17 protein-coding genes are annotated in these 18,763 nt (G+C 73.3%); 8 read left to right on the forward strand and 9 right to left on the reverse strand.

Annotated features, from left to right (window positions below; all coding sequences use genetic code 11):
• Window positions 1–49: 49 nt before the first annotated feature.
• From Q5762_RS28460 to fasR, 3 genes are all read right to left on the reverse strand, one after another.
• Entirely contained in the window at window positions 50–1,081 is a 1,032-nt protein-coding gene (locus tag Q5762_RS28460) for a ketoacyl-ACP synthase III (RefSeq protein WP_315895117.1), read from the reverse strand.
• A gap of 16 nt (window positions 1,082–1,097) precedes the next feature.
• Window positions 1,098–2,027 (reverse strand): ACP S-malonyltransferase, encoded by a 930-nt coding sequence (locus tag Q5762_RS28465; RefSeq protein ID WP_315895118.1) that lies wholly within the window; start codon window positions 2,025–2,027, stop codon window positions 1,098–1,100.
• An 89-nt stretch (window positions 2,028–2,116) separates the two neighbouring features.
• Window positions 2,117–3,298: a fatty acid biosynthesis transcriptional regulator FasR gene (gene fasR / locus Q5762_RS28470; RefSeq protein WP_315895119.1), complete on the reverse strand. Its 1,182-nt coding sequence runs from the start codon at window positions 3,296–3,298 to the stop codon at window positions 2,117–2,119.
• A gap of 83 nt (window positions 3,299–3,381) precedes the next feature.
• Between fasR and Q5762_RS28475 the strand changes: the two genes are divergently transcribed.
• Window positions 3,382–4,044 (forward strand): pirin family protein, encoded by a 663-nt coding sequence (locus Q5762_RS28475; protein WP_315895120.1) that lies wholly within the window; start codon window positions 3,382–3,384, stop codon window positions 4,042–4,044.
• A gap of 202 nt (window positions 4,045–4,246) precedes the next feature.
• Here the strand turns inward: Q5762_RS28475 and Q5762_RS28480 are convergent, their stop codons facing one another.
• Complete coding sequence (locus Q5762_RS28480) at window positions 4,247–5,440, reverse strand: Ig-like domain-containing protein (protein ID WP_315895121.1); 1,194 nt, start codon at window positions 5,438–5,440, stop codon at window positions 4,247–4,249.
• Window positions 5,441–5,664: 224 nt separating this feature from the next.
• On the opposite strand from Q5762_RS28480, the gene Q5762_RS28485 reads away from it, so the two are divergent.
• From Q5762_RS28485 to Q5762_RS28505, 5 genes are all read left to right on the forward strand, one after another.
• The gene (locus tag Q5762_RS28485) at window positions 5,665–6,840 is read left to right on the forward strand and encodes a peptidoglycan bridge formation glycyltransferase FemA/FemB family protein (protein WP_315895122.1); all 1,176 of its coding nucleotides are present in this window, start codon (window positions 5,665–5,667) and stop codon (window positions 6,838–6,840) included.
• Entirely contained in the window at window positions 6,837–8,498 is a 1,662-nt protein-coding gene (gene murJ, locus Q5762_RS28490; protein ID WP_315895123.1) for a murein biosynthesis integral membrane protein MurJ, read from the forward strand. Before Q5762_RS28485 ends, murJ begins: the two co-directional genes overlap by 4 nt.
• A 72-nt stretch (window positions 8,499–8,570) precedes the next feature.
• Entirely contained in the window at window positions 8,571–9,254 is a 684-nt protein-coding gene (locus Q5762_RS28495) for a response regulator transcription factor (RefSeq protein WP_315895124.1), read from the forward strand.
• Window positions 9,251–10,690, forward strand: a complete 1,440-nt coding sequence (locus Q5762_RS28500) for a HAMP domain-containing sensor histidine kinase (RefSeq protein WP_315895125.1) — start codon at window positions 9,251–9,253, stop codon at window positions 10,688–10,690. Before Q5762_RS28495 ends, Q5762_RS28500 begins: the two co-directional genes overlap by 4 nt.
• A gap of 56 nt (window positions 10,691–10,746) precedes the next feature.
• Complete coding sequence (locus Q5762_RS28505) at window positions 10,747–11,397, forward strand: hypothetical protein (protein WP_315895126.1); 651 nt, start codon at window positions 10,747–10,749, stop codon at window positions 11,395–11,397.
• 174 nt (window positions 11,398–11,571) lie between these two features.
• Here Q5762_RS28505 and Q5762_RS28510 read toward each other — a convergent pair whose 3' ends face one another.
• Window positions 11,572–12,399, reverse strand: coding sequence for a serine hydrolase domain-containing protein (locus Q5762_RS28510; RefSeq protein ID WP_315895127.1), 828 nt, complete (start codon window positions 12,397–12,399; stop codon window positions 11,572–11,574).
• A gap of 52 nt (window positions 12,400–12,451) precedes the next feature.
• Here Q5762_RS28510 and Q5762_RS28515 point away from each other — a divergent pair, with 52 nt between their 5' ends.
• Window positions 12,452–12,847 carry a MerR family transcriptional regulator gene (locus Q5762_RS28515; RefSeq protein WP_315895128.1) on the forward strand — a complete coding sequence of 132 codons (396 nt, stop codon included), beginning with the start codon at window positions 12,452–12,454 and terminating at the stop codon, window positions 12,845–12,847.
• Window positions 12,844–13,863, forward strand: a complete 1,020-nt coding sequence (locus Q5762_RS28520; RefSeq protein WP_315895129.1) for an aldo/keto reductase — start codon at window positions 12,844–12,846, stop codon at window positions 13,861–13,863. Before Q5762_RS28515 ends, Q5762_RS28520 begins: the two co-directional genes overlap by 4 nt.
• Before the next feature lie 14 nt (window positions 13,864–13,877).
• Here Q5762_RS28520 and Q5762_RS28525 read toward each other — a convergent pair whose 3' ends face one another.
• From Q5762_RS28525 to Q5762_RS28540, 4 genes are all read right to left on the reverse strand, one after another.
• A complete protein-coding gene (locus Q5762_RS28525; RefSeq protein WP_315895130.1) occupies window positions 13,878–15,083 on the reverse strand; it encodes an acyltransferase in 1,206 nt (401 codons plus the stop codon).
• Window positions 15,080–16,069 carry an alpha/beta hydrolase gene (locus tag Q5762_RS28530; RefSeq protein ID WP_315895131.1) on the reverse strand — a complete coding sequence of 330 codons (990 nt, stop codon included), beginning with the start codon at window positions 16,067–16,069 and terminating at the stop codon, window positions 15,080–15,082. Before Q5762_RS28530 ends, Q5762_RS28525 begins: the two co-directional genes overlap by 4 nt.
• A 619-nt stretch (window positions 16,070–16,688) precedes the next feature.
• Window positions 16,689–17,375 (reverse strand): response regulator transcription factor, encoded by a 687-nt coding sequence (locus tag Q5762_RS28535; RefSeq protein WP_315895132.1) that lies wholly within the window; start codon window positions 17,373–17,375, stop codon window positions 16,689–16,691.
• Entirely contained in the window at window positions 17,372–18,688 is a 1,317-nt protein-coding gene (locus tag Q5762_RS28540) for a sensor histidine kinase (protein ID WP_315895133.1), read from the reverse strand. Before Q5762_RS28540 ends, Q5762_RS28535 begins: the two co-directional genes overlap by 4 nt.
• Window positions 18,689–18,763 lie beyond the last annotated feature (75 nt).

Raw genomic sequence — 18,763 nt, forward strand, 5'->3', positions numbered from 1 at the left:
TCCTTCTGTGATTGCTTCGGTAAACGGCTTCCGGAAGATCCGGGGGTGCCTAGGGGAGAGTAACGACCGTCGCGGCGAAGACGAGACCCGCCCCGAAGCCGATGAGGAGCGCCGTGTCGCCGCTCTTCGCCTTGCCGGTCGCCAGAAGCCGCTCCATCGCGAGCGGAATCGAGGCGGCCGAGGTGTTGCCGGTGGTTTCGACGTCACGCGCGACCGTGACGTGCTCCGGCAGCTTGAGAGTCTTCACCATCGAATCGATGATCCGCATGTTCGCCTGGTGCGGAATGAAGACATCCAGGTCGTCCGCCGAGATTCCGGCGGCGTCCAGCGCCTGCTGGGCGACCTTCGCCATCTCGAAGACGGCCCAGCGGAAGACCGCCTGACCCTCCTGCGTGATGGCGGGGAACTTGATCTCACCCTGCTCGTTGAGGGGAAGATTGGAGACATCGCCGATGGCGAATTCGTCCCACGGCACGGTCTGCTTGATCGTCTCGGACTTGTCGCCCTCCGAACCCCACACCGTGGGGCCGATGTGCGGCACGTCGGACGGGCCGACCACGACCGCGCCGGCGCCGTCGCCGAACAGGAAGGCCGTCGCGCGGTCCTCCAGGTCGGTCAGGTCGCTCAGCCGCTCGACGCCGATGACGAGGACGTGCTCCGCCGAACCCTCGACGATCATGCCCTTCGCGAGGGTCAGGCCGTAGCCGAAGCCCGCGCAGCCGGCGGAGATGTCGAACGCGGCCGGCTTGCCGGCGCCGATCTTGTCGGCGATCTCGGTGGCGACGGCCGGGGTCTGCTTGAAGTGCGAGACCGTGGAGACGATCACCGCGCCGATCTGCTCCGGGGTGATCCCGGCGTCGGCGATGGCCTTCCCGGAGGCCTCGACCGACATCGCGGTCACGGTCTCCTCGGGGGAGGCCCAGTGGCGGGTGGCGATGCCGGAGCGCGAGCGGATCCACTCGTCGGACGAGTCGATCGTCTCGAGGATCACCTCGTTCGGCACGACCCGGGTGGGGCGGTAGCCGCCGACACCCATGATCCGCGCGTACGGGGCGCCCTTGCTGGGCTTGATCTTCGACATGCTCTACGGCTCCTTCTCAGGCTGCAGTCTGCTCGGCGACGAGCGTGCGGGCCGCGTCGAGGTCGTCGGGGGTCTTCAGGGCGACGGTCTTGACGCCCGGGAGCGCGCGCTTGGCGAGACCGGTCAGGGTGCCGCCGGGGCACACCTCGATCAGCGCCGTCGCGCCCAGCTCCTTGAAGGTCTCCATGCACAGGTCCCAGCGGACCGGGTTGGCGACCTGGCCGACGAGCCGGGAGATGACCTCCGCGCCCTCGGTGACGACCTGGCCGTCCTTGTTGGAGACGTAGCGGAGGGTCGGCGCGGAGACCGTCAGCTCCTTCGCGGCGGCCGCCAGCTTCGCCACCGCCGGGGCCATGTGGTGCGTGTGGAACGCGCCGGCGACCTTCAGCGCGACGACGCGACGGACACCCTCGGGCTTGTCCGCGTCCAGCGCGGCCAGCTGCTCCAGGGTGCCGGCGGCCACGATCTGGCCGGCGCCGTTGACGTTGGCCGGGGTCAGGCCGAGCTTCTCCAGGTGCGGGACGGTCACCTCGGGATCGCCACCGAGCAGCGCGGACATGCCGGTCTCGGTGACCGTGGCGGCCTCGGCCATCGCCAGACCACGCGTCCGTACGAGACGCAGCGCGGCTGCCTCGTCGAGGACACCGGCGAACGCGGCGGCCGTGATCTCGCCGACGCTGTGGCCCGCGACGGCGCCGGGGGCGAGGCCGGGGACGGCCTCCGCGAGCGCGGCGGCGGACAGCAGTCCGGCGGCGACGAGGAGCGGCTGGGCCACGGCGGTGTCACGGATCTCGTCCGCGTCCGCCTTCGTGCCGTAGTGGGCGAGGTCGAGTCCGATGGCCTCGGACCAGGCCGCGACACGGTCGGCGGCACCGGGGAGTTCGAGCCAGGGAGTCAGGAAGCCGGGCGTCTGGGCGCCTTGGCCGGGAGCGACGAGTACGAGCACCCTCACACTCTCTCTTGGGGACGGCTCTTGGCGCCCGTGGGGACTAGGACGAAGAACCGTCGGGGTAATTGTTGGTGTTCGACAAAAGTCTAGGATTGCGAATCTCCGTCGGCCAAGCGCCCCAGGATGAGCGCGATCCGCAGCGTGAACGCGGACCGGACATCGGAGGGTGACCAGCCGGTGACGTCTGTCACACGTCGAAGCCGGTAGCGCACGGTGTTCGGGTGCACGAAGAGCATCCGCGCCGCGCCTTCCAGGCTGCTCGCCTGCTCCAAGTAGACACTCAGAGTTTCCAGCAGCGCCGAGCCCGCTTCCTCCAGCGGTCTGTAGATCTCCTCCACCAGCTGCTCGCGCGCCGACGGGTCGGAGGCGATGGCGCGCTCCGGCAGGAGATCGTCCGCGAGGACCGGCCGCGGGGCGTCCTGCCAGGCCGTACACGCCTTGAGCCCGGCGGCGGCGGCCTGCGCGGACCGGGTCGCGGCGAGCAGGTCGGGGACGACGGGTCCGGCGACGACCGGACCGGCGGCGTACGGCCCGATCAGCGCCTTCGCCACGGCGAGCGGGTTGTCGTTGCCGCCGGCGATGACGACGAGCCGGTTGCCGAGGACGCCGGTGAGGACCTGGAGCTTGGCGTGCCGGGCGGCGCGGCGGATGGCCTCGACGGTCAGCTCGCTGTCGCCGTCGGGGGCGGTGCCGAGGATCACGCAGACGTGCTCGGGGGAGTTCCAGCCGAGGGCGGCGGCGCGGGAGACGGCGCCCTCGTCGGCCTCCCCGGAGAGCACCGCGTTGACGACGAGCGACTCCAGGCGGGCGTCCCAGGCGCCGCGGGCCTCGGCGGCCTGGGCGTAGACCTGGGCGGTCGCGAAGGCGATCTCCCGGGCGTAGACGAGGAGGGCCTCGCGGAGGATGGACTCGTCGCCGGGGGCGGCGACCTCCTCGATCGCCGTCTCCATGACCTCGATGGTGGTCCGGACCATCTCGACGGTCTGCCGCAGGGTGATGGCCCGGGTCAGCTCGCGGGGAGCGGTCCCGAACACGTCGGTGGAGATGGCCTGCGGGGTCTCCGGGTGCCGGAACCACTCGGTGAACGCGGCGATACCGGCCTGGGCGACCAGACCGATCCACGACCGGTTCTCGGGCGGCATCGCCCGGTACCACGGCAGCGTCTGGTCCATACGGGCAATGGCATCGGCGGCAAGCCGCCCGGAGGACTGTTCGAGGCGCTTCAGGGTGGCGGAGTGGGGATGGGCGGCGTTCGTGGGTTCAGACACGGACTAAGGGTGCCTCATCGGCATAGCGGGATGCGCGCGGGTGCTGCCTGGGGGTTGTGGCGGCGAGGCAATACCGTAACCCCGTGATTCGTATCCAGCGCGCCGGTGACCGCTACCCCGGTGGTGACGCCGACGCCGGCATCGAGACCCGGCACGCCTTCTCCTTCGGGGCCCACTACGACCCCGACAACCTCCGCTTCGGCGCCGTGCTCGCCTGCAACGAGGAGCGGCTCGCGCCCGGCGCCGGGTTCGACGAGCACCCGCACCGGCACACCGAGATCGTCACCTGGGTCGTGGAGGGCGAGCTGACGCACCACGACACGGCCGCCGGCCACACCACGGTCGTCCGGCCCGGCGACGTCCAGCGGCTCAGCTCCGCCGCGGGCGTACGGCACGAGGAGCGCAACGACGCCGACGTGCCGCTGGTCTTCGTCCAGATGTGGCTCGCCCCGCTGGAGCCCGGCGGCGACCCCGCGTACGAGATCGTCCGGGGCATCGCCGACTCCACCCCGTACGCCCTCCCCGAGGCGGCCTCGATGCTGCACGTCCGCCGCCTGGAGCAGGGCGAGCGCACCGCGGTCCCGGACGCGGACCTCGTCTACGCGCACGTGGTGCGCGGCACGGTCCGGCTGGCCGGCGAGGAACTCGCCCCCGGTGACGCGGCCCGCGTCACCGACGCCCAGGATCTCGCGGTCCTGGCCACGTCGGACGCGGAACTCCTCCTCTGGGAGATGCGGGCGGCCTGACGGCGGGTGCCGGTGTGGGCATTCGTGCCGCGGCGGGGGTCCCCCCAGGGCGAGGCCCTAGGGGGAGGAACGGGTGGGCACAACGGAGCGGCGCCCTGGCGGGCGCGGTCCGCCGCGTCCCCCACGCCCCGTGGACCCGCACGCTCAAGCTCGTCGGCCACGCCCCCCGGCCCCGCGCCCACGCCCCCGCCCCCCGGCCGCTTCAGCGGCCCGCCGCGCTCTTGGCTCGCCAGTCCTCCCAGCTCACGTTCCACGCGCCGTAGCCGTTGCCCTCCGCCACCGTGCCCTTCGTGTCCGCGCCCCTGATCTCGAAGGGGTCCCCGGCCCGGACCTGGCCGTAGAACCACGCCGCGTCGGCGTCGCTCATCCCGATGCACCCCGAACTCCGGTTCGCGCGCCCGAAGTTCGCCGCGTTCCAGGGCGCCGCGTGCGCGTACATCCCCGACCAGGTGAGCCGCATCGAGTAGTCGACCATCTTGTCGTACGCGTCGCCGAGCCCGACCGTCTCCGAGTTCATGTTGATCGTGCCCTCCTTCGCCATCAGCACCGCCGTACCCCGCCACGACCGCTTGTCGCCGCCGGGTGTCCCGCCCGATACGGGGATCGTGCGCACGGCCCGCCCGTCCCGCTCCAGGACCAGCCTCTTGCGGTCCAGGTCCACTTTGACGACCTGCTTCGCGCCCCCGACCGTGAACCCGGTCCGGTAGTCCCGTACGAACCAGCCCCCGCCCGAGTCCGTCCCGTCGAGCGTCGCGTCCAGATCCACCCGGGTGCCCGGCTTCCAGTACTCCTTCGGCCGCCAGTCCACCCGGTCCTTGCCCGACCAGTCCTTCAGCCAGCCCCACGACCCGACGGCGCCGTTCGAGGTCGTCACCTTGAGCTGCTTCTCCACCTCGGCCTTGTTCGTCACCGGCCGGTCGAAGACGATCGACAGCGGCTGCGCGACCCCGACCGTGGTGTTCTTCCCGGGCGCCAGCGTCAGCTTGTTGACCTGTGAGGCCGGGGCGGTCCTGAACGTCGAGCGGGCCGACGTCTCCTTCCCGCCCGCCGTACGGGTCGTCGCCTCCACCCGGTACGAGGTGCCCGGCACCGCCTTCCGGTCCGAGACCCAGGACGTCCCGTCGGCGCCGGTACGGCCCACCAGCACACCGCCCTCGGCGTCGACGACCTTCACCGTCGTCAGCCTGCCGCCCGCCGCCGTCACGGTCACGGTCCGCCCGGCCGCCGGGCGCACGACGGTCACCGTCGCCGCCGCCTCCGGGGCCGCCTCCGCGCTCTCGTTCGTACGGGATGCGCCGACCGCCCCCGCCGTACAGGCGGTGAGCGAGCCGCAGAGGGCGACGGCCGCGAGCGTCTGGCGTATTCGGGTGCGTGCGGGAGTCACTGGGCGAGTCACGGAGGCCTCCGGAAAAAAGTGTGGGATGCCCGGACTGTAGGCCGCCGAACGGCCCCCGCAGGCTCTGTGACAGGGGCTGCGGAGGAACGGTCACACTCCGGTCACACACGACGTGCGGCGCGGTCAAGGACGGCTGTGAACATCCTGTGCGCCCCCCGACCGAGGGGGCGGCCCCGACCGAGGGGCGGCCCCCGAACGCGGGGCGGAACAAGGAGGCTCACGTTGTGTCAGCTCTGCTCGTGACGGCCGCACCGCCGCAGACCACCCGCCTGGAGCCCGTCACCGTCGAGACGTACCGCGCCCTCCTCGCCCGGAGCGACGCGGGCCCCAGCTTCCTCCAGTGCCCCTCCTGGGCCGGCGTCAAGGACGGCTGGCGCCACCAACTCCTCGCCTGGGGACCGCAGTCCGGCGCCGCACCGACCGGCGCCGCACTCGTCCTGCTGCGCCCCTTCCCCGGCACCCGCAAGTTCTTCGCGTACCTCCCCGAGGGGCCGGTCGCCGACTGGTCCGACCCGGACGTCGACGGCTGGCTCACCCCGCTGCTCCAGCACCTGCGCGCCGCCGGGGCCTTCGCCGTACGCATCGGCCCCACGCCCGCCTTCCGCAGCTGGAACGCCGCCACCCTCAAGGCGCACACCGGGCCGGGCCGGCGGCTCGCCGACGTCCTCGCCGACGAGGTCGACCCGCTCGGCACCGCCGTCGCCGAACGGCTCCGCTCGCGCGGCTGGCGCCGCTGCGGCGGCGACTCCACCGGCGAGTCCGACGGCGCCGACGCCCAGCCCCGTCACGTCTACCGGGTCCCGCTCGCCGGGCGTAGCTCCGACGACCTGTGGAACGGCCTCAACCAGGAGTGGCGGCGCAACGTCCGCAAGGCCCGCAAGTCCGGGGTCGAGATCGTCGTCGGCTCGGCGGCCGACCTGCCCGACTTCTACCGGCTCCTGCGGATCACCGAGGAACGCGACGGCTTCCGGCTCGGCCGCTCCCTCGCGTACTACGAACGCCAGTACGCGGTCCTCAACGCCGAGCAGCCCGGCCGGATGAAGCTCTATCTCGCCCGCCACGAGGGCGAGACCCTGGCCGCCCACACGATGATCACGGTGGGGAAGCGGGTCTGGTACCAGACCGGCGCCTCCGCCGACCACCGCCGCGAGGTCCGCCCCTCCAACGCCCTGCAGTGGCGGATGCTGCTGGACGCCCACGCGGTCGGCGCGGACGTCTACGACATGCGCGGGATACCCTCCACTCTTGACCCGGACGACCGCGCCCACGGGCTGCTGCGCTGGAAGCTCGGCACGGGCGGGCAGGCCGTCGAGACGCTGGGGGAGTGGGAGACACCGTTGGCCGGCACGACCAACCACGCGCTGTACCGGGCGTTCCAGGCGTACCTGGCCCGCCGATGACGACGACCCTGGTGGAGGCGGGCGAGGCCAAGGACCGTGCCGCGCCGTCCGTGCTGCGCAGCGGCGCGCTCATGGCCGCCGGGTCGCTGGTCTCGCGGGCCACCGGATTCGTCCGCTCGGCGATCGTCGCGGCGGCGCTCGGCGTCGGCGGGATCGCCGACGGGTACGCGGTCGGCAATTCGATCCCGACCATCGTCTACATGCTGCTCCTCGGCGGCGCGCTCAACGCGGTCTTCGTCCCGGAGCTGGTGAAGGCGGCCAAGGAGCACGAGGACGGCGGCGTCGCCTACACCGACCGCCTCCTCACCGTCTGCGTCTGCGCGCTGCTCGTCCTCACGGCGGGCGCGGTCCTCGCGGCCCCGGCGATCGTCGACGCGTACACCGACTACACGGGCGCGCGGGAGTCGATGACGGTCGCCTTCGCACGGTACTGCCTGCCGCAGATATTCTTCCTCGGCCTCTTCACCCTGCTCGGCCAGGTCCTCAACGCGCGCGGCCGGTTCGGCGCGATGATGTGGACGCCGGTCCTCAACAACGTCGTCGTCATCGCCGTCTTCGGGCTGTACCTGGTGACGGCGGTGGGCGGGGACCTCACGGCGGGGGAGACCGCGCTGCTCGGCTGGGGTACGACAGCGGGCATCGCGCTCCAGGCCCTCGCGCTCGTCCCCTCCCTCCGGGCCGCCGGCTTCCGCTGGCGCCCGCGCTTCGACCTGCGCGGCAGCGGGCTCACCGCGCCGCTGCGGTCGGCCGGGTGGCTGGTGCTGCTCGTCCTCACCAACCAGGCCGCGTACTGGGTGACGACCACGTTCGCGACGGCGGCGGGGCAGCGCGCGGAGGCCCTGGGCGGGGGCGGCGGCTTCGGCTTCGCCGCGTACAACAACGCCTATCTGCTGTGGGCCGTGCCGCACGGCATCGTCACCGTCTCCCTGGTGACGGCGCTGCTGCCGCGGATGAGCGGGGCGGCGGCGGACGGCGACCTGGCGGGGGTGCGGCGGGACGTCTCGTACGGGCTCCGCACGGCGTCGGCGGCGGTCGTCCCGGCGGCCTGCGCGCTGTTCGCGCTCGCGGTGCCGCTGATGGGCCTGGTCTTCCAGTACGGCAGGACCGGCGCGGACGACATCCGGGCGATGGCCTGGATCCTGATGGCCTTCGCACCGGGGCTTATCGCCTTCTCGGGCCAGTACGTCTGCACCCGTGCCTTCTACGCGCTGCGCGACACCCGGACGCCCTTCCTCCTGAACCTGGTGATCGCGGCGCTGAACGCGGCCCTGTCCCTGACCGCGTACCGGCTCCTGCCCCCGACCTGGGTGGTGGCGGGCATGGCGGCCGGCTACTCGGTGGCGCTCTGGGCGGGCTGGGCGGCGACCGCGTACGTCCTGCGCCGCCGCCTGCGTGGTGCGCACGGGGACCCCGGGACCGCGCCCCGAGCCGTCGGCTCCCTCGCGCGGCTGCTCCTCGCCGCCGCCCCCGCCGCCGGGTTCGGACTGCTCGTCGCCGACACCACCGCCCCGGCGGGCGCGCTGCCCGCCACCCTGGCCGGCGGCCTCGCCGTCCTCGCGGTCTTCGCACTGCTGGCCCGGCCGCTCCGGCTCACGGAGGTCAGCGCCCTGCTGACGACCGTCGCCCGGCGCGGGCGCGCGCTCGCGCGGCGCGGCTGAGCACGAGGCACCCCCGCACCCGGACAAATCCCCGCCCCGTCCCGCCCCTCCTCACCTTGGGATACTGCTCGAATGCCTCGCGTGCTCCTCATAGAAGACGACCCCTCCGTCCGCGAAGGGGTCGAACTCGGCCTGCGGCGCCGAGGACACGAGGTACGGGCCGCCGCGACCGGCGAGGCGGGGCTCGTGCTGCTCGCGGAGTTCCAGCCGGACCTGGTGCTGCTCGACCTGATGCTGCCCGGCATGAACGGCGTCCAGGTCTGCCGCCGGGTCCGGGAGACCAGCCAGCTGCCGGTCATCATGCTCACCGCACGCGGTGACGACTTCGACGTCGTCATCGGCCTGGAGGCCGGCGCCGACGACTACATCGTCAAACCCGCCCGCACCGAGGTCATCGAGGCCCGTATCCGCGCCGTCCTGCGCCGCATCGAGGAGCCCGGCGCCGGCCGGCCCGCCGTCGAGTTCCACGGCTCGCTCGCCGTCGACCGGGTCGGCCTCACCGTCGCCAAGTCCGGCGAGCGCCTCGCCCTCGCCCCCTCCGAGCTCAAGCTGCTGCTCCACCTCACCGCCCACCCCGAGCAGGTCTTCAGCCGGCAGCAGCTCCTCGAACACGTCTGGGAGCACAACTACCACGGCGACGCCCGCCTCGTGGACGCCTGCGTCAGCCGCCTCCGCAACAAGATCGAGGACGCCCCAGGGACGCCCCGCTACATACAGACCCTGCGCGGCTTCGGCTACCGCTTCGGACCGCTGTGAAGCGCCGCCTCCGCCCCTTCGGGCTGCGTACCCGGCTCGTCCTCGCCTTCCTCCTGGTCGCCGCCGTCGGCTGCGTCACCACCGCCGCGCTCACCTACCGGGCCGCGCGCAACGCCATCCTCGAACAGGCCCAGGACACCGCCGTCGCAGCCTTCCGCGAGCAGGTGGGGACGCTGTCCACCACACTGCCCGTCGAACCGGACCAGTTGCGCGACGAGCTGTTCCGGATCGCCAAGCAGGGCAAGCCGCACCCCTGGCGGGTCTACGCGGAGTACGGCGACCTCTGGGTCTCCTCCACGGACCGCCCCACCTCCAGCGTCCTCACCCCCGAACTGCGCGCCCGTGCCCAGAGCAGTACCCAGGACACCACGCACGCCGGCTTCCAGCGGGTCGTCAAGAACGGCACCGCCTACCTCACGATCGCCGTCCCCGCCCTCCTCAGACCGGGCCCCGGCGCCGACGCCCGGCCCACCGGCCTGGTCATCTACGCCGTCGTGGACATGAGCAACGAGCAGCAGAACATCGACGCCATGGTGGCCGCGGCGCGCGGCGGCGCCCTGCCGGCCATCGCCGTCGCGCTCGTCCCCGCCCTGATCGCCGCCCGGAGCGTGCTGCGTCCGGTACGGGACCTGAGGCGCGCCGCGCACAGCATGGGACAGGGCGAGCTGGACACCCGTATCGACGCCAAGGGCAGCGACGAACTCGCCGATCTCGCCCGGACGTTCAACGAGTCCGCCGCCGCGCTCGAACGCTCGGTCGCGGAGCTCCAGCGCGCCGAGGCCCGCGCCCGCCGGTTCGCCTCCGACGTCTCGCACGAACTGCGCACCCCGCTCGCCGGGATGCTGGCCGTCACCGAGGTCCTCGACGAGGACGCCGCCACCCTCGACACGGACACCGCCCGCGCGGTCCGGCTGGTCAGCGCCGAGACCGTCAAACTCGCCGTCCTCGTCGAGGACCTGATGGAGATCTCCCGCTTCGACGCGCGCGCGGCCGAGCTGCACACGGACGAGGTGGACGTCGCCGAGACGATCCACCGGACCCTGGCGGGCCGCCGCTGGACCGACCCGGACCAGGTCGTCCCCGACCTCCAGCCCGGCATCCGCGCCCGGCTCGACCCGCGCCGCTTCGACGTGGTCGTCGCCAACCTGGTCGGCAACGCGCTGCGGCACGGCCGCCCGCCGGTGACGGTACGGCTGTCCACCGAAGGACCCTGGCTGGTCACCGAGGTGATCGACCGGGGGCCCGGCATCGCGCCCGAGGTGCTGCCGCACGTCTTCGACCGCTTCTTCAAGGCCGACCCGGCGCGCACCCGGTCGTCCGGCAGCGGTCTGGGTCTCGCGATCACCCAGGAGAACGTACGGCTCCACGGCGGCACCGTAGTCGCCGCCGACCACCCCGACGGCGGGGCCGTCTTCACGGTGAGGATCCCGCTGTGAGCGCGAACGTGCGGGGGAACGCGAGCGGGAATGCGAGTGGGAAGGGGGGCGGGAGGGTGAGCGCGCACCGCGGGTTCCTGCGCGCGAACGGGCGCGCGTACCGCCGCCTACCGGCCGCTCTCGTCCTGCTCCTCGCCCTCGGGGCCTGCGGCATCCGGGGCACCGACGTCGTCGAGGCCGGTGACGCGGCGGCCGTGCCCGTCTTCCCGCCGACCGCGCTCAGGATGACGCTCTTCTTCGTCGGCGGCGACGGGCGTCTGCTGCCGGTCGTACGGGACGGGGACGGCGTACCGGAGAACGGGCCGGTGCCCACCCCCACCCACCCCGACGGCACGCCCGTGACCGGCGCGGAGTCGCGTCTCGACGCGTCCGAGGACGACCCGGGCAAGCCCCTGAAGGTGCTCGCCGCCCTGATGGCCGGCCCCACCGACGCCGAACGCGCCGCCGGCCTGCGCACCCGGCTCCCGGGACCGGAGTCCCGCGCGAACGAGCTGTTCGTGAGCCCGGACGCGGTCAAGCTGGGGGAGGACGGCCTGCCGGTGTTCCGGGTGAGGTCCACGGGTCCGGTGACGGACCTGGATCCGCTCGCCGTCCAGCAGATCGTCTGTACGACGGCCTTCTCGCAGCACCCCGCGGGTCTGGTCTCGGTCATCCTCGCCGGCCCGGACGGCTCCCTGCCGGCCCAGTCCTGCCCCGCGACCGACTAGAGGCCTTGGGCCTGTCCGGCGGATCATGGCCGGGGCCGCGACGCCTGGCACGGCACCTCGCGGCGTTGCCGAAACACCCCGATAGCTCCGCTATCGAGGCGCTTCGGCGCCTTGCGATGCACCGCACCAGACGCCGCGGCCTATCCGACCCTGATCCGCCGGACAGGCCCTAGCTCAGGCCCCGGCGCGCAGCTCCGCGAGGACCGCGTCCGTGAACGGCGGCCAGGCCTCGACCGCCCACGGCCCGAAGGCGCGGTCGGTCAGCGCCACGCACGCGGCGCGCGCGTCCGGGTCGATCCACAGGAACGTGCCGGACTGCCCGAAGTGGCCGAACGTACGCGGCGAGGACGAAGCGCCCGTCCAGTGCGGCGCCTTGCCGGCCCGGATCTCGAAACCGAGCCCCCAGTCGTTGGGCCGCTGGTGCCCGTAGCCGGGCAGGATGCCGGTCAGACCGGGGTACGTCACCGTCATCGCGTCCACGACCGTCCGCGCGTCGAGCAGCCGCGGCGCCTGCACCTCGGCCGCGAAACGCACCAGGTCGTCCACCGTCGAGACGCCGTCCTTCGCGGGCGAGCCCTCCAGCGTCGTCGCCGTCATCCCCAGCGGCTCCAGGACGGCCTGGTGGAGGTAGTCGGCGAAGGGGATGTCCGTCGCCTTGGCGACATGGTCGCCGAGCGCCTCGAAGCCGGTGTTGGAGTAGATCCGGCGGGTGCCGGGCGCGGCCATGACCCGCTGCTCGTCGAAGGCGAGCCCGGAGGTGTGCGCGAGCAGGTGCCGGACCGTCGCGCCCTCGGGCCCGGCCGGCTCGTCGAGGTCGATCGCCCCCTCCTCGTACGCGACGAGGACGGCGTACGCCGCCAGCGGCTTGGTGACCGAGGCGAGCGGGAACCGCTGTCCGGTGGGGCCGTGCGCCCCGGCCAGGGTGCCGTCCGCGCGGACGACGGCGGCGGCCGCCGTGGGGACGGGCCAGTTCTCGGTCAACGCCAGGCTCTGCAACGACATGGGGCCGAGCCTACTTGCTTCGAGTGCACTCCAAGGTCCTAGCGTGGGGACCATGAGCGTGATCGAGAGCAGCGCCGCCCACTTCACCATCAGCGAGGTCGCCGCCCTGACCGGTCTGTCCGCGCACACCCTGCGCTGGTACGAGCGGATCGGGCTCATGCCCCACGTCGACCGCTCGCACACCGGGCAGCGCCGCTTCTCCCAGCGCGACCTGGACTGGCTGGCGTTCGTCGGGAAGCTCCGGCTGACGGGGATGCCGGTCGCCGGGATGGTGCGGTACGCGGAGCTGGTGCGGGAGGGCGACCACACCCGCGACGAACGGCGGGAGCTCCTGGAGACCACCCGCCGTGACGTCCTCTCCCGGATCGGCGAGCTCCAGGACGCGCTGGCCGTGCTCGACATCAAGATCGGTCATTACGGAACCACCTGCGGAGGCACGACCTCATGACCATGACCAGGATCGACACCGTACGGCTCGGCGGCCAGGACGGACCCGAGATCGGCGTCCAGGGCTTCGGCGCCATGGGCATCAGCGAGTTCTACGGCGACACGGACGAGGCCGCCGCCCGCGACACCCTCGACGCCGCCCTTGAGGTGGGCGTCACCCTGATCGACACCGCCGACATCTACGGCAGCGGCGCCAACGAGGAGTTCCTGGCGCCGTTCCTCGCCCGCCACCGCGACGAGGTCGTCCTCGCCACCAAGTTCGCCATCGAGCGGCGCGCCGACGACCCGCACTACCGGGGCATCCGCAACGACCCCGCGTACATCCGGCAGGCCGTGGAGGCGAGCCTGCGCCGGCTGGGCATCGAGACGATCGACCTGTACTACATGCACCGCCGCAACCCGCAGGTCCCGCTGGAGGAGTCGGTGGGGGCGATGGCGGAGCTGGTACGGGAGGGCAAGGTCAAGCAGCTCGGGCTGAGCGAGGTGACCGGCGCGGAGCTGCGCGAGGCGTACGCGGTGCACCCGATCGCGGCCCTGCAGTCGGAGTGGTCGCTGTTCTCGCGGGACGTGGAGCGCAGCGCGGTGGGCGCGGCGGCGGAGCTCGGGGTGACCTTCGTGCCGTACTCGCCGCTGGGCCGGGGCTTTCTGACCGGCGCGTTCGCGGACGCCTCGAAGGACCTGTCGGGCGGCGACTTCCGGAAGTTCCAGCCGCGGTTCACCGGCGAGAACGCGGCCCGGAACACGGCCCTGCTCGCGCCGCTCCACAAGATCGCGGCGGACCACGGTGTGACGGTGGCGCAGGTCGCCCTGGCCTGGGTGCAGCAGCGCGCCGCCGTGCACGGCCTGACGGTCGTCCCGATCCCGGGCACCCGCAAGCGCAGCCGCCTGATGGAGAACGCGGCGGCGACCCGGCTCACGCTGACCGCCCCGGAGCTGGCCGAACTGGAGCCGATCGCGGCCCAGGTGGCGGGGGACCGCTACCCGGACATGAGCTCCACGTCGGCGGCGCGCGAGTAGAGGCTCTGCCGAGGTCACGCGAGCCCCAGGGCGAAGACCGCGAACCCCGCCGCGAGAAGTCCGGCCACGGTGCGGCGGGCGGGGCCGGTCTTCGTCCACGGGGCCTCGAAGCGGCGCGCGTACCGCCCGATCAGGACCAGCAGCCCGGCGAAGAGCGGCATCCACGCGAGCCGGGCGAGGATCCAGCCGACCGAGTCCGGTGCGCCGACCAGGCCCGGGATCTCACCCGCGTACGAGGCGGGGATCGCGGCGGCGAGCATCGCCGTCTGATGCCAGCACAGGATCGTCATCGCGGACAGGTTGACGATCACGACCGGCGCCCACAGCGCGGGCCGCTTCAGGAGCTTCCCGAGCCGGTCGCGGAGCAGGATCGCGGCGCCGCTCTGTGCGGCGGCGAGGGCGAGGACGAGCAGCGACGGCGGGTGCGAGTTGGTGCGGACCTCGCCCGGCACGCCGACCATCGACGCCGGGTAGCCGAAGGCGAGCAGCAGCGCGGCGAAGAGCGCGGCGCCGCCGAGCAGCAGCCCCCAGGCGTGGCGCCGGGTGACCCGCCCCTCGCCCCAGGAGACGCCGAGCTGGTAGGCGAAGAGCCAGCCGGGGAGGATGTTCAGGAGGCTCAGCCAGGACGGCACGGAGTCCGCGTACGGCCCGTAGCGCAGGAAGTCGACGACGGCGACGGAGCCGAGCAGCGGCGCGGCGGCCCAGACGCCGGCCCGCCGGGCGGCGCGCACGCAGAGCGGGGTGAGGGCGGTGACGACGGTGTACACCCCGACGAACCAGAGCGGTTGGATCACCAGCGTGGAGGCGGTCCGCAGGGTGTCGCCGGGCACCCCGAACCCGTAGTGCAGGAGGGGAAGAAGGGCCGCCCAGACGGCGGTGACACCGAGGACGGGCCGGCCGAGCCGGGCGAGCCGCCCGCCGAGCCAGGCGCGGGTGGTGCCCTGATGCCGCCGGTAGGAGAGCACGGACGCGTACCCCCCGACGAGGAAGAAGATCCCCAGCATCTGAAGGATCCAGCTGGCGGGCGCGAGACCGGCGTAGGCGGCGAGCGGGCTGGCGTTGTGGATGGCGCCGTCGGCGGAGAGGGTGAACCCACCGAGCAGCCAGTGCCCGGTGGGCACGGCGAGCAGGGCGAGGGCGCGCAGCCCGTCGATGGCGCGGTCGCGATGGGCGGGGGTACGGGATTCGACGCGAGCGGCGAGCGTGGTCAGCGTGCTCATCGGACGTCTCCCTGGGCGATGGCGGCGAAAGTACGGAGGGACTGCGTGCCGGGCGCGAAGTAGCCGTTGTGGCCGCGGGCGTCGTCGGCGGGGACGCGGCGGGCGCCGAACTCGGGGTCGGTGGGGTCGGCGCCGTGGCCGAGCCCGGCGAACCGGACGTTCGGGATCCGGTCGATCCAGTCGGTGGGGTCCTTGGCGGCCCAGACCCGGGCGTCGGTGCCCAGCGCGCCGACGCTCGCGGCGCGCATGCCGGGGGAGCCGAAGACGACGAGGTCCTTGGCCTTGAGCTGGTGGGCGGCGAGACCGCAGACGACGGAGCCGTAGCTGTGGCAGAACAGGGACGGCTCGGCCGCCCCGGCGGCTCGGGTGGCGGCGAGGCCGTCGGTCAGCCGGGCCAGCCGCTCGGCCCCGGCCTCGGCGAGATCGCCGGAGGCGGCGTCGACGCCGACACCGACGGGGGTGGTGTAGCCGGCCCAGGCGATGACGGCGGTACGGCCGTGGGTGGCGCGGCGGAGGGCCTCGGCCATGTCGGTGAGGGGCCGGACGTTCCCGGCGTCGATGTCGGACCCGGGTACGACGACGGCGACGTGCGCGGCGGCGGTGAGGTCGCCGTAGACGAGGGCGACCTGTCCTCGGCCGCGCGGGTCGGCGGCGAGAACCTGCTGGCCGGCGAACTGGCCGTCGAGGGTGCGGGCGTTGGCTTGGTACCGCAGCCGAGGGGGAACGCCGTCAAGGTTCCCGACGACGGAAGGATGAGCCCGCACGAGCTCCTGCCGGCGGGCGGGGCTGAGGCCGTCGAAGAACGCGGCGACGTCGGCGGGACTGGTCCGCTCGGGGTCGGGCAGCCCGTCCCGCCGCCAGACCTCGGCCCCGACGGGCGCCCCGGTCACGGCCTGCTGCGCCGTCCCGGACGCCCACCCCGCGGTCCCGGCCACCACGGTCGTGGCAAGCGCGGCGGTGACCAGGGCCCTCGTAAAGCGACGCATGCGACGCCCTCCCTCTTCGTGTCTCTCGTTCGTTGGCGAGAGGAAGGTAGGAAGAGGACGGGTGACGACACGTCACACCGGGGCGCCAAGTGGCAAGTGATACCCAGGTAGGGGCGGGAGGAGGCACGAACCCCAGGTAGGGGGTGGGGTTTTCCCCCGCAGGGGGGCACGTGGGCGCCCGCCCCGCCCCGTTGTGGGCAGCGGTCCCGCTGGGGCGGCCCCCGCCGCTCTGTTGTGGGCGGGTGGGCACAACGGAACGGCACCGTTGGCGGGCGCGTCCGCCCCGTTCCCCTAGCCCCACCCCGAGGTACCTGCACGCGCAACGGCCCCGGGGTACAGGGGGGCGCATGTGCGGAAGGCGCCCGCATGGGCGCCGTCCCGTGTGCCCACCCTCCCCCAAGCTCTCGGCTTCGCTCGAGCAGGGGGGACCCCCATCGCCCCTGCGGGACGATTGCCCACACGGGGGGTGGGTGGGAAAGCGGGACCCCCGCACGCGCGGGGTGGGTAGGCGCGGGCGGTTGCCCGCACGGGGGTGGGCGGGGCGGCGGCACCCCCCGGGCGCAGGCCACAACGGGCCCCCGGGGCAAGGCCCATGCCCGTTCCGCCGCGCGGCCGCGCGCTAGCGCCCCGTGTCGCCCGGGATCACCAACCCCGACTCGTACGCGAAGATCACCGCCTGCGCCCGATCCCGCAGATCCAACTTCGCCAGCACCCGCCCGATATGCGTCTTCACCGTCTGCTCCGCCAACACCAGCCGCTCCGCGATCTCCTGGTTCGACAGCCCCCGAGCGATCAGCTCCAAGACCTCCGTCTCCCGCGGCGTCAGCCCGTTCAACCGCAACGCCGCCCGATCCCCCCGCGGCCCCGGCCGCGACGCCGCGAAGTCCGCGATCAGCCGCCGCGTCACCGACGGTGCCAGCAGCGCCTCGCCCCCCGCCACCACCCGTACCGCCGCGATCAGATCCGCCGGCGGCGCGTCCTTCAGCAGGAACCCCGACGCGCCCGCCCGCAGCGCCTCGTACACGTAGTCGTCCACGTCGAACGTCGTCAGCATCAGCACCTTCGGACGGTGCACGACCCCCACCGGCGGGTTCAGGATCTCCCGCGCCGCCGCGAGCCCGTCCATCTCCGGCATCCGTACGTCCATGAGCACCACGTCCGGATGCGTCGACCGGGCCACGTCCACCCCCTGCCGCCCGTCCGGTGCCTCGCCCACCACGTCGATGTCGGCCTGCGCCGACAACAGCGCGGCGAACCCCGCCCGCACCATGGCCTGGTCGTCGACGATGATCACCCGGATGGTCACGACAGCTCCTCCGTACCCGTATCCGTACGCAGCGGAAGCCGGGCCGCGACCCGGAAGCCGCCGTCCGGCAGCGGCCCGGTGTCCAGCGTGCCGCCGGTCAACCGTACGCGTTCCCGCATGCCGACAAGCCCGTGACCCGTCCCGTCCCCACGCTCCAGCGGCGAACTGGGCCGCGGAGCGGGCCCGTTCACGACCACCACCACGAGCCCGCCGTCCTCGGCCCGTACCGACACCCGCGTCGGCGCGCCCGGCGCGTGCCGGACGATGTTCGCGAGCGCCTCCTGCACGATCCGGTACGCCGACAGATCCACCGCCTGCGGTACGTCCCCGAGTTCCGCCGCCATGGACAACTCGGCCGGCACCCCCGCCCGTACCGTCGCCTCGATCAGCTGCTGGACCCGGTCCAGACCCGGCTGCGGCGCCCGTTCGCCCTCCGTACCCTCACTGCGCAGCACCACCAGCAACCGGCGCATCTCCGCGAGCGACTCCCGCGCGCTCGCGGCGATCGAGGTGAACTCCTCGCGCGCCGCCTCCGGAAGATCCGGGATCCGGTACGGCGCCGAGTCCGCCTGCACGGTGATCACGGACATGTGGTGCGCGACGACGTCGTGCAGCTCGCGCGCGATCCGGGCGCGCTCCTCCAGGAGCGTGGTGCGGGCCCGTTCCTCCTGCGTACGGCGCTCGGCGTCCCCGCGCTCGCGCAGCGTCGCCGTCAGGAGCAGGACGACCCCGCTCAGGACGAAGAGGAGGATGTGGATCCGGGTGTCGTGCTCCGGTGCAAGCGCCACGAGCAGGAACCCGGCGGCCCCGGTCACCAGCCACACCCCGAGCAGCGCCTTGCGGGACTCGCGGAACGCGAGGGCGAGCATCAGAGCGAGGTAGCCGACGACGACCATCGGCGTCCACGGCCAGGACCGGCCATCGGGACCGTCGCCGCCGAGCAGCACGATCGCGCCGAAGACATCGGCGACGCCGATGATCCACCAGGCCTGGAGGGGACGGGTGACGGCGAGCAGCAGCGGCGCGGTCTGCGCGGTGGCGAGCGCTCCGGCGAGGGCGCCGTTCACGTCGTAGTCCTGGACGAGGACGGTGACGGTGACGGGGAGGAGCGAGCAGACGAAGCCGAGCGCGACGACGTACGGGAGGAACCGCAGCCACCGGTTGCGCGCGCCGGCGAGCAAGGGGGCGCCGGGCTCGGTCGGCGTCGCGAGGGCGACGCCCAGGGCCCGCAAGGCCCCGCGCGTGGGCACGAGCCGCGCGGCCAGTCTCGACGCGCGTCCGAGGAGTTCGGGGGAGGTCTGTGTCTTCTTCATGGCCCGCCCAGGTTAGGCAGGGCATGCCACGCCGGACGTCATACCGAGGGCCCGCGCGAAGGGTGATACCGGAGT

This window comes from Streptomyces sp. P9(2023), assembly GCF_032436795.1.
Taxonomy (GTDB): domain Bacteria; phylum Actinomycetota; class Actinomycetes; order Streptomycetales; family Streptomycetaceae; genus Streptomyces.

Coding starts and splice junctions, on each gene's coding strand:
- Q5762_RS28460 (WP_315895117.1), bottom strand. CDS start 1,081: ATGTCGAAGATCAAGCCCAGCAAGGGCGCCCCGTACGCGCGGATCATG.
- murJ (WP_315895123.1), top strand. CDS start 6,837: ATGACGACGACCCTGGTGGAGGCGGGCGAGGCCAAGGACCGTGCCGCG.
- Q5762_RS28495 (WP_315895124.1), top strand. CDS start 8,571: ATGCCTCGCGTGCTCCTCATAGAAGACGACCCCTCCGTCCGCGAAGGG.
- Q5762_RS28510 (WP_315895127.1), bottom strand. CDS start 12,399: ATGTCGTTGCAGAGCCTGGCGTTGACCGAGAACTGGCCCGTCCCCACG.
- Q5762_RS28515 (WP_315895128.1), top strand. CDS start 12,452: ATGAGCGTGATCGAGAGCAGCGCCGCCCACTTCACCATCAGCGAGGTC.
- Q5762_RS28520 (WP_315895129.1), top strand. CDS start 12,844: ATGACCATGACCAGGATCGACACCGTACGGCTCGGCGGCCAGGACGGA.
- Q5762_RS28525 (WP_315895130.1), bottom strand. CDS start 15,083: ATGAGCACGCTGACCACGCTCGCCGCTCGCGTCGAATCCCGTACCCCC.
- Q5762_RS28530 (WP_315895131.1), bottom strand. CDS start 16,069: ATGCGTCGCTTTACGAGGGCCCTGGTCACCGCCGCGCTTGCCACGACC.
- Q5762_RS28540 (WP_315895133.1), bottom strand. CDS start 18,688: ATGAAGAAGACACAGACCTCCCCCGAACTCCTCGGACGCGCGTCGAGA.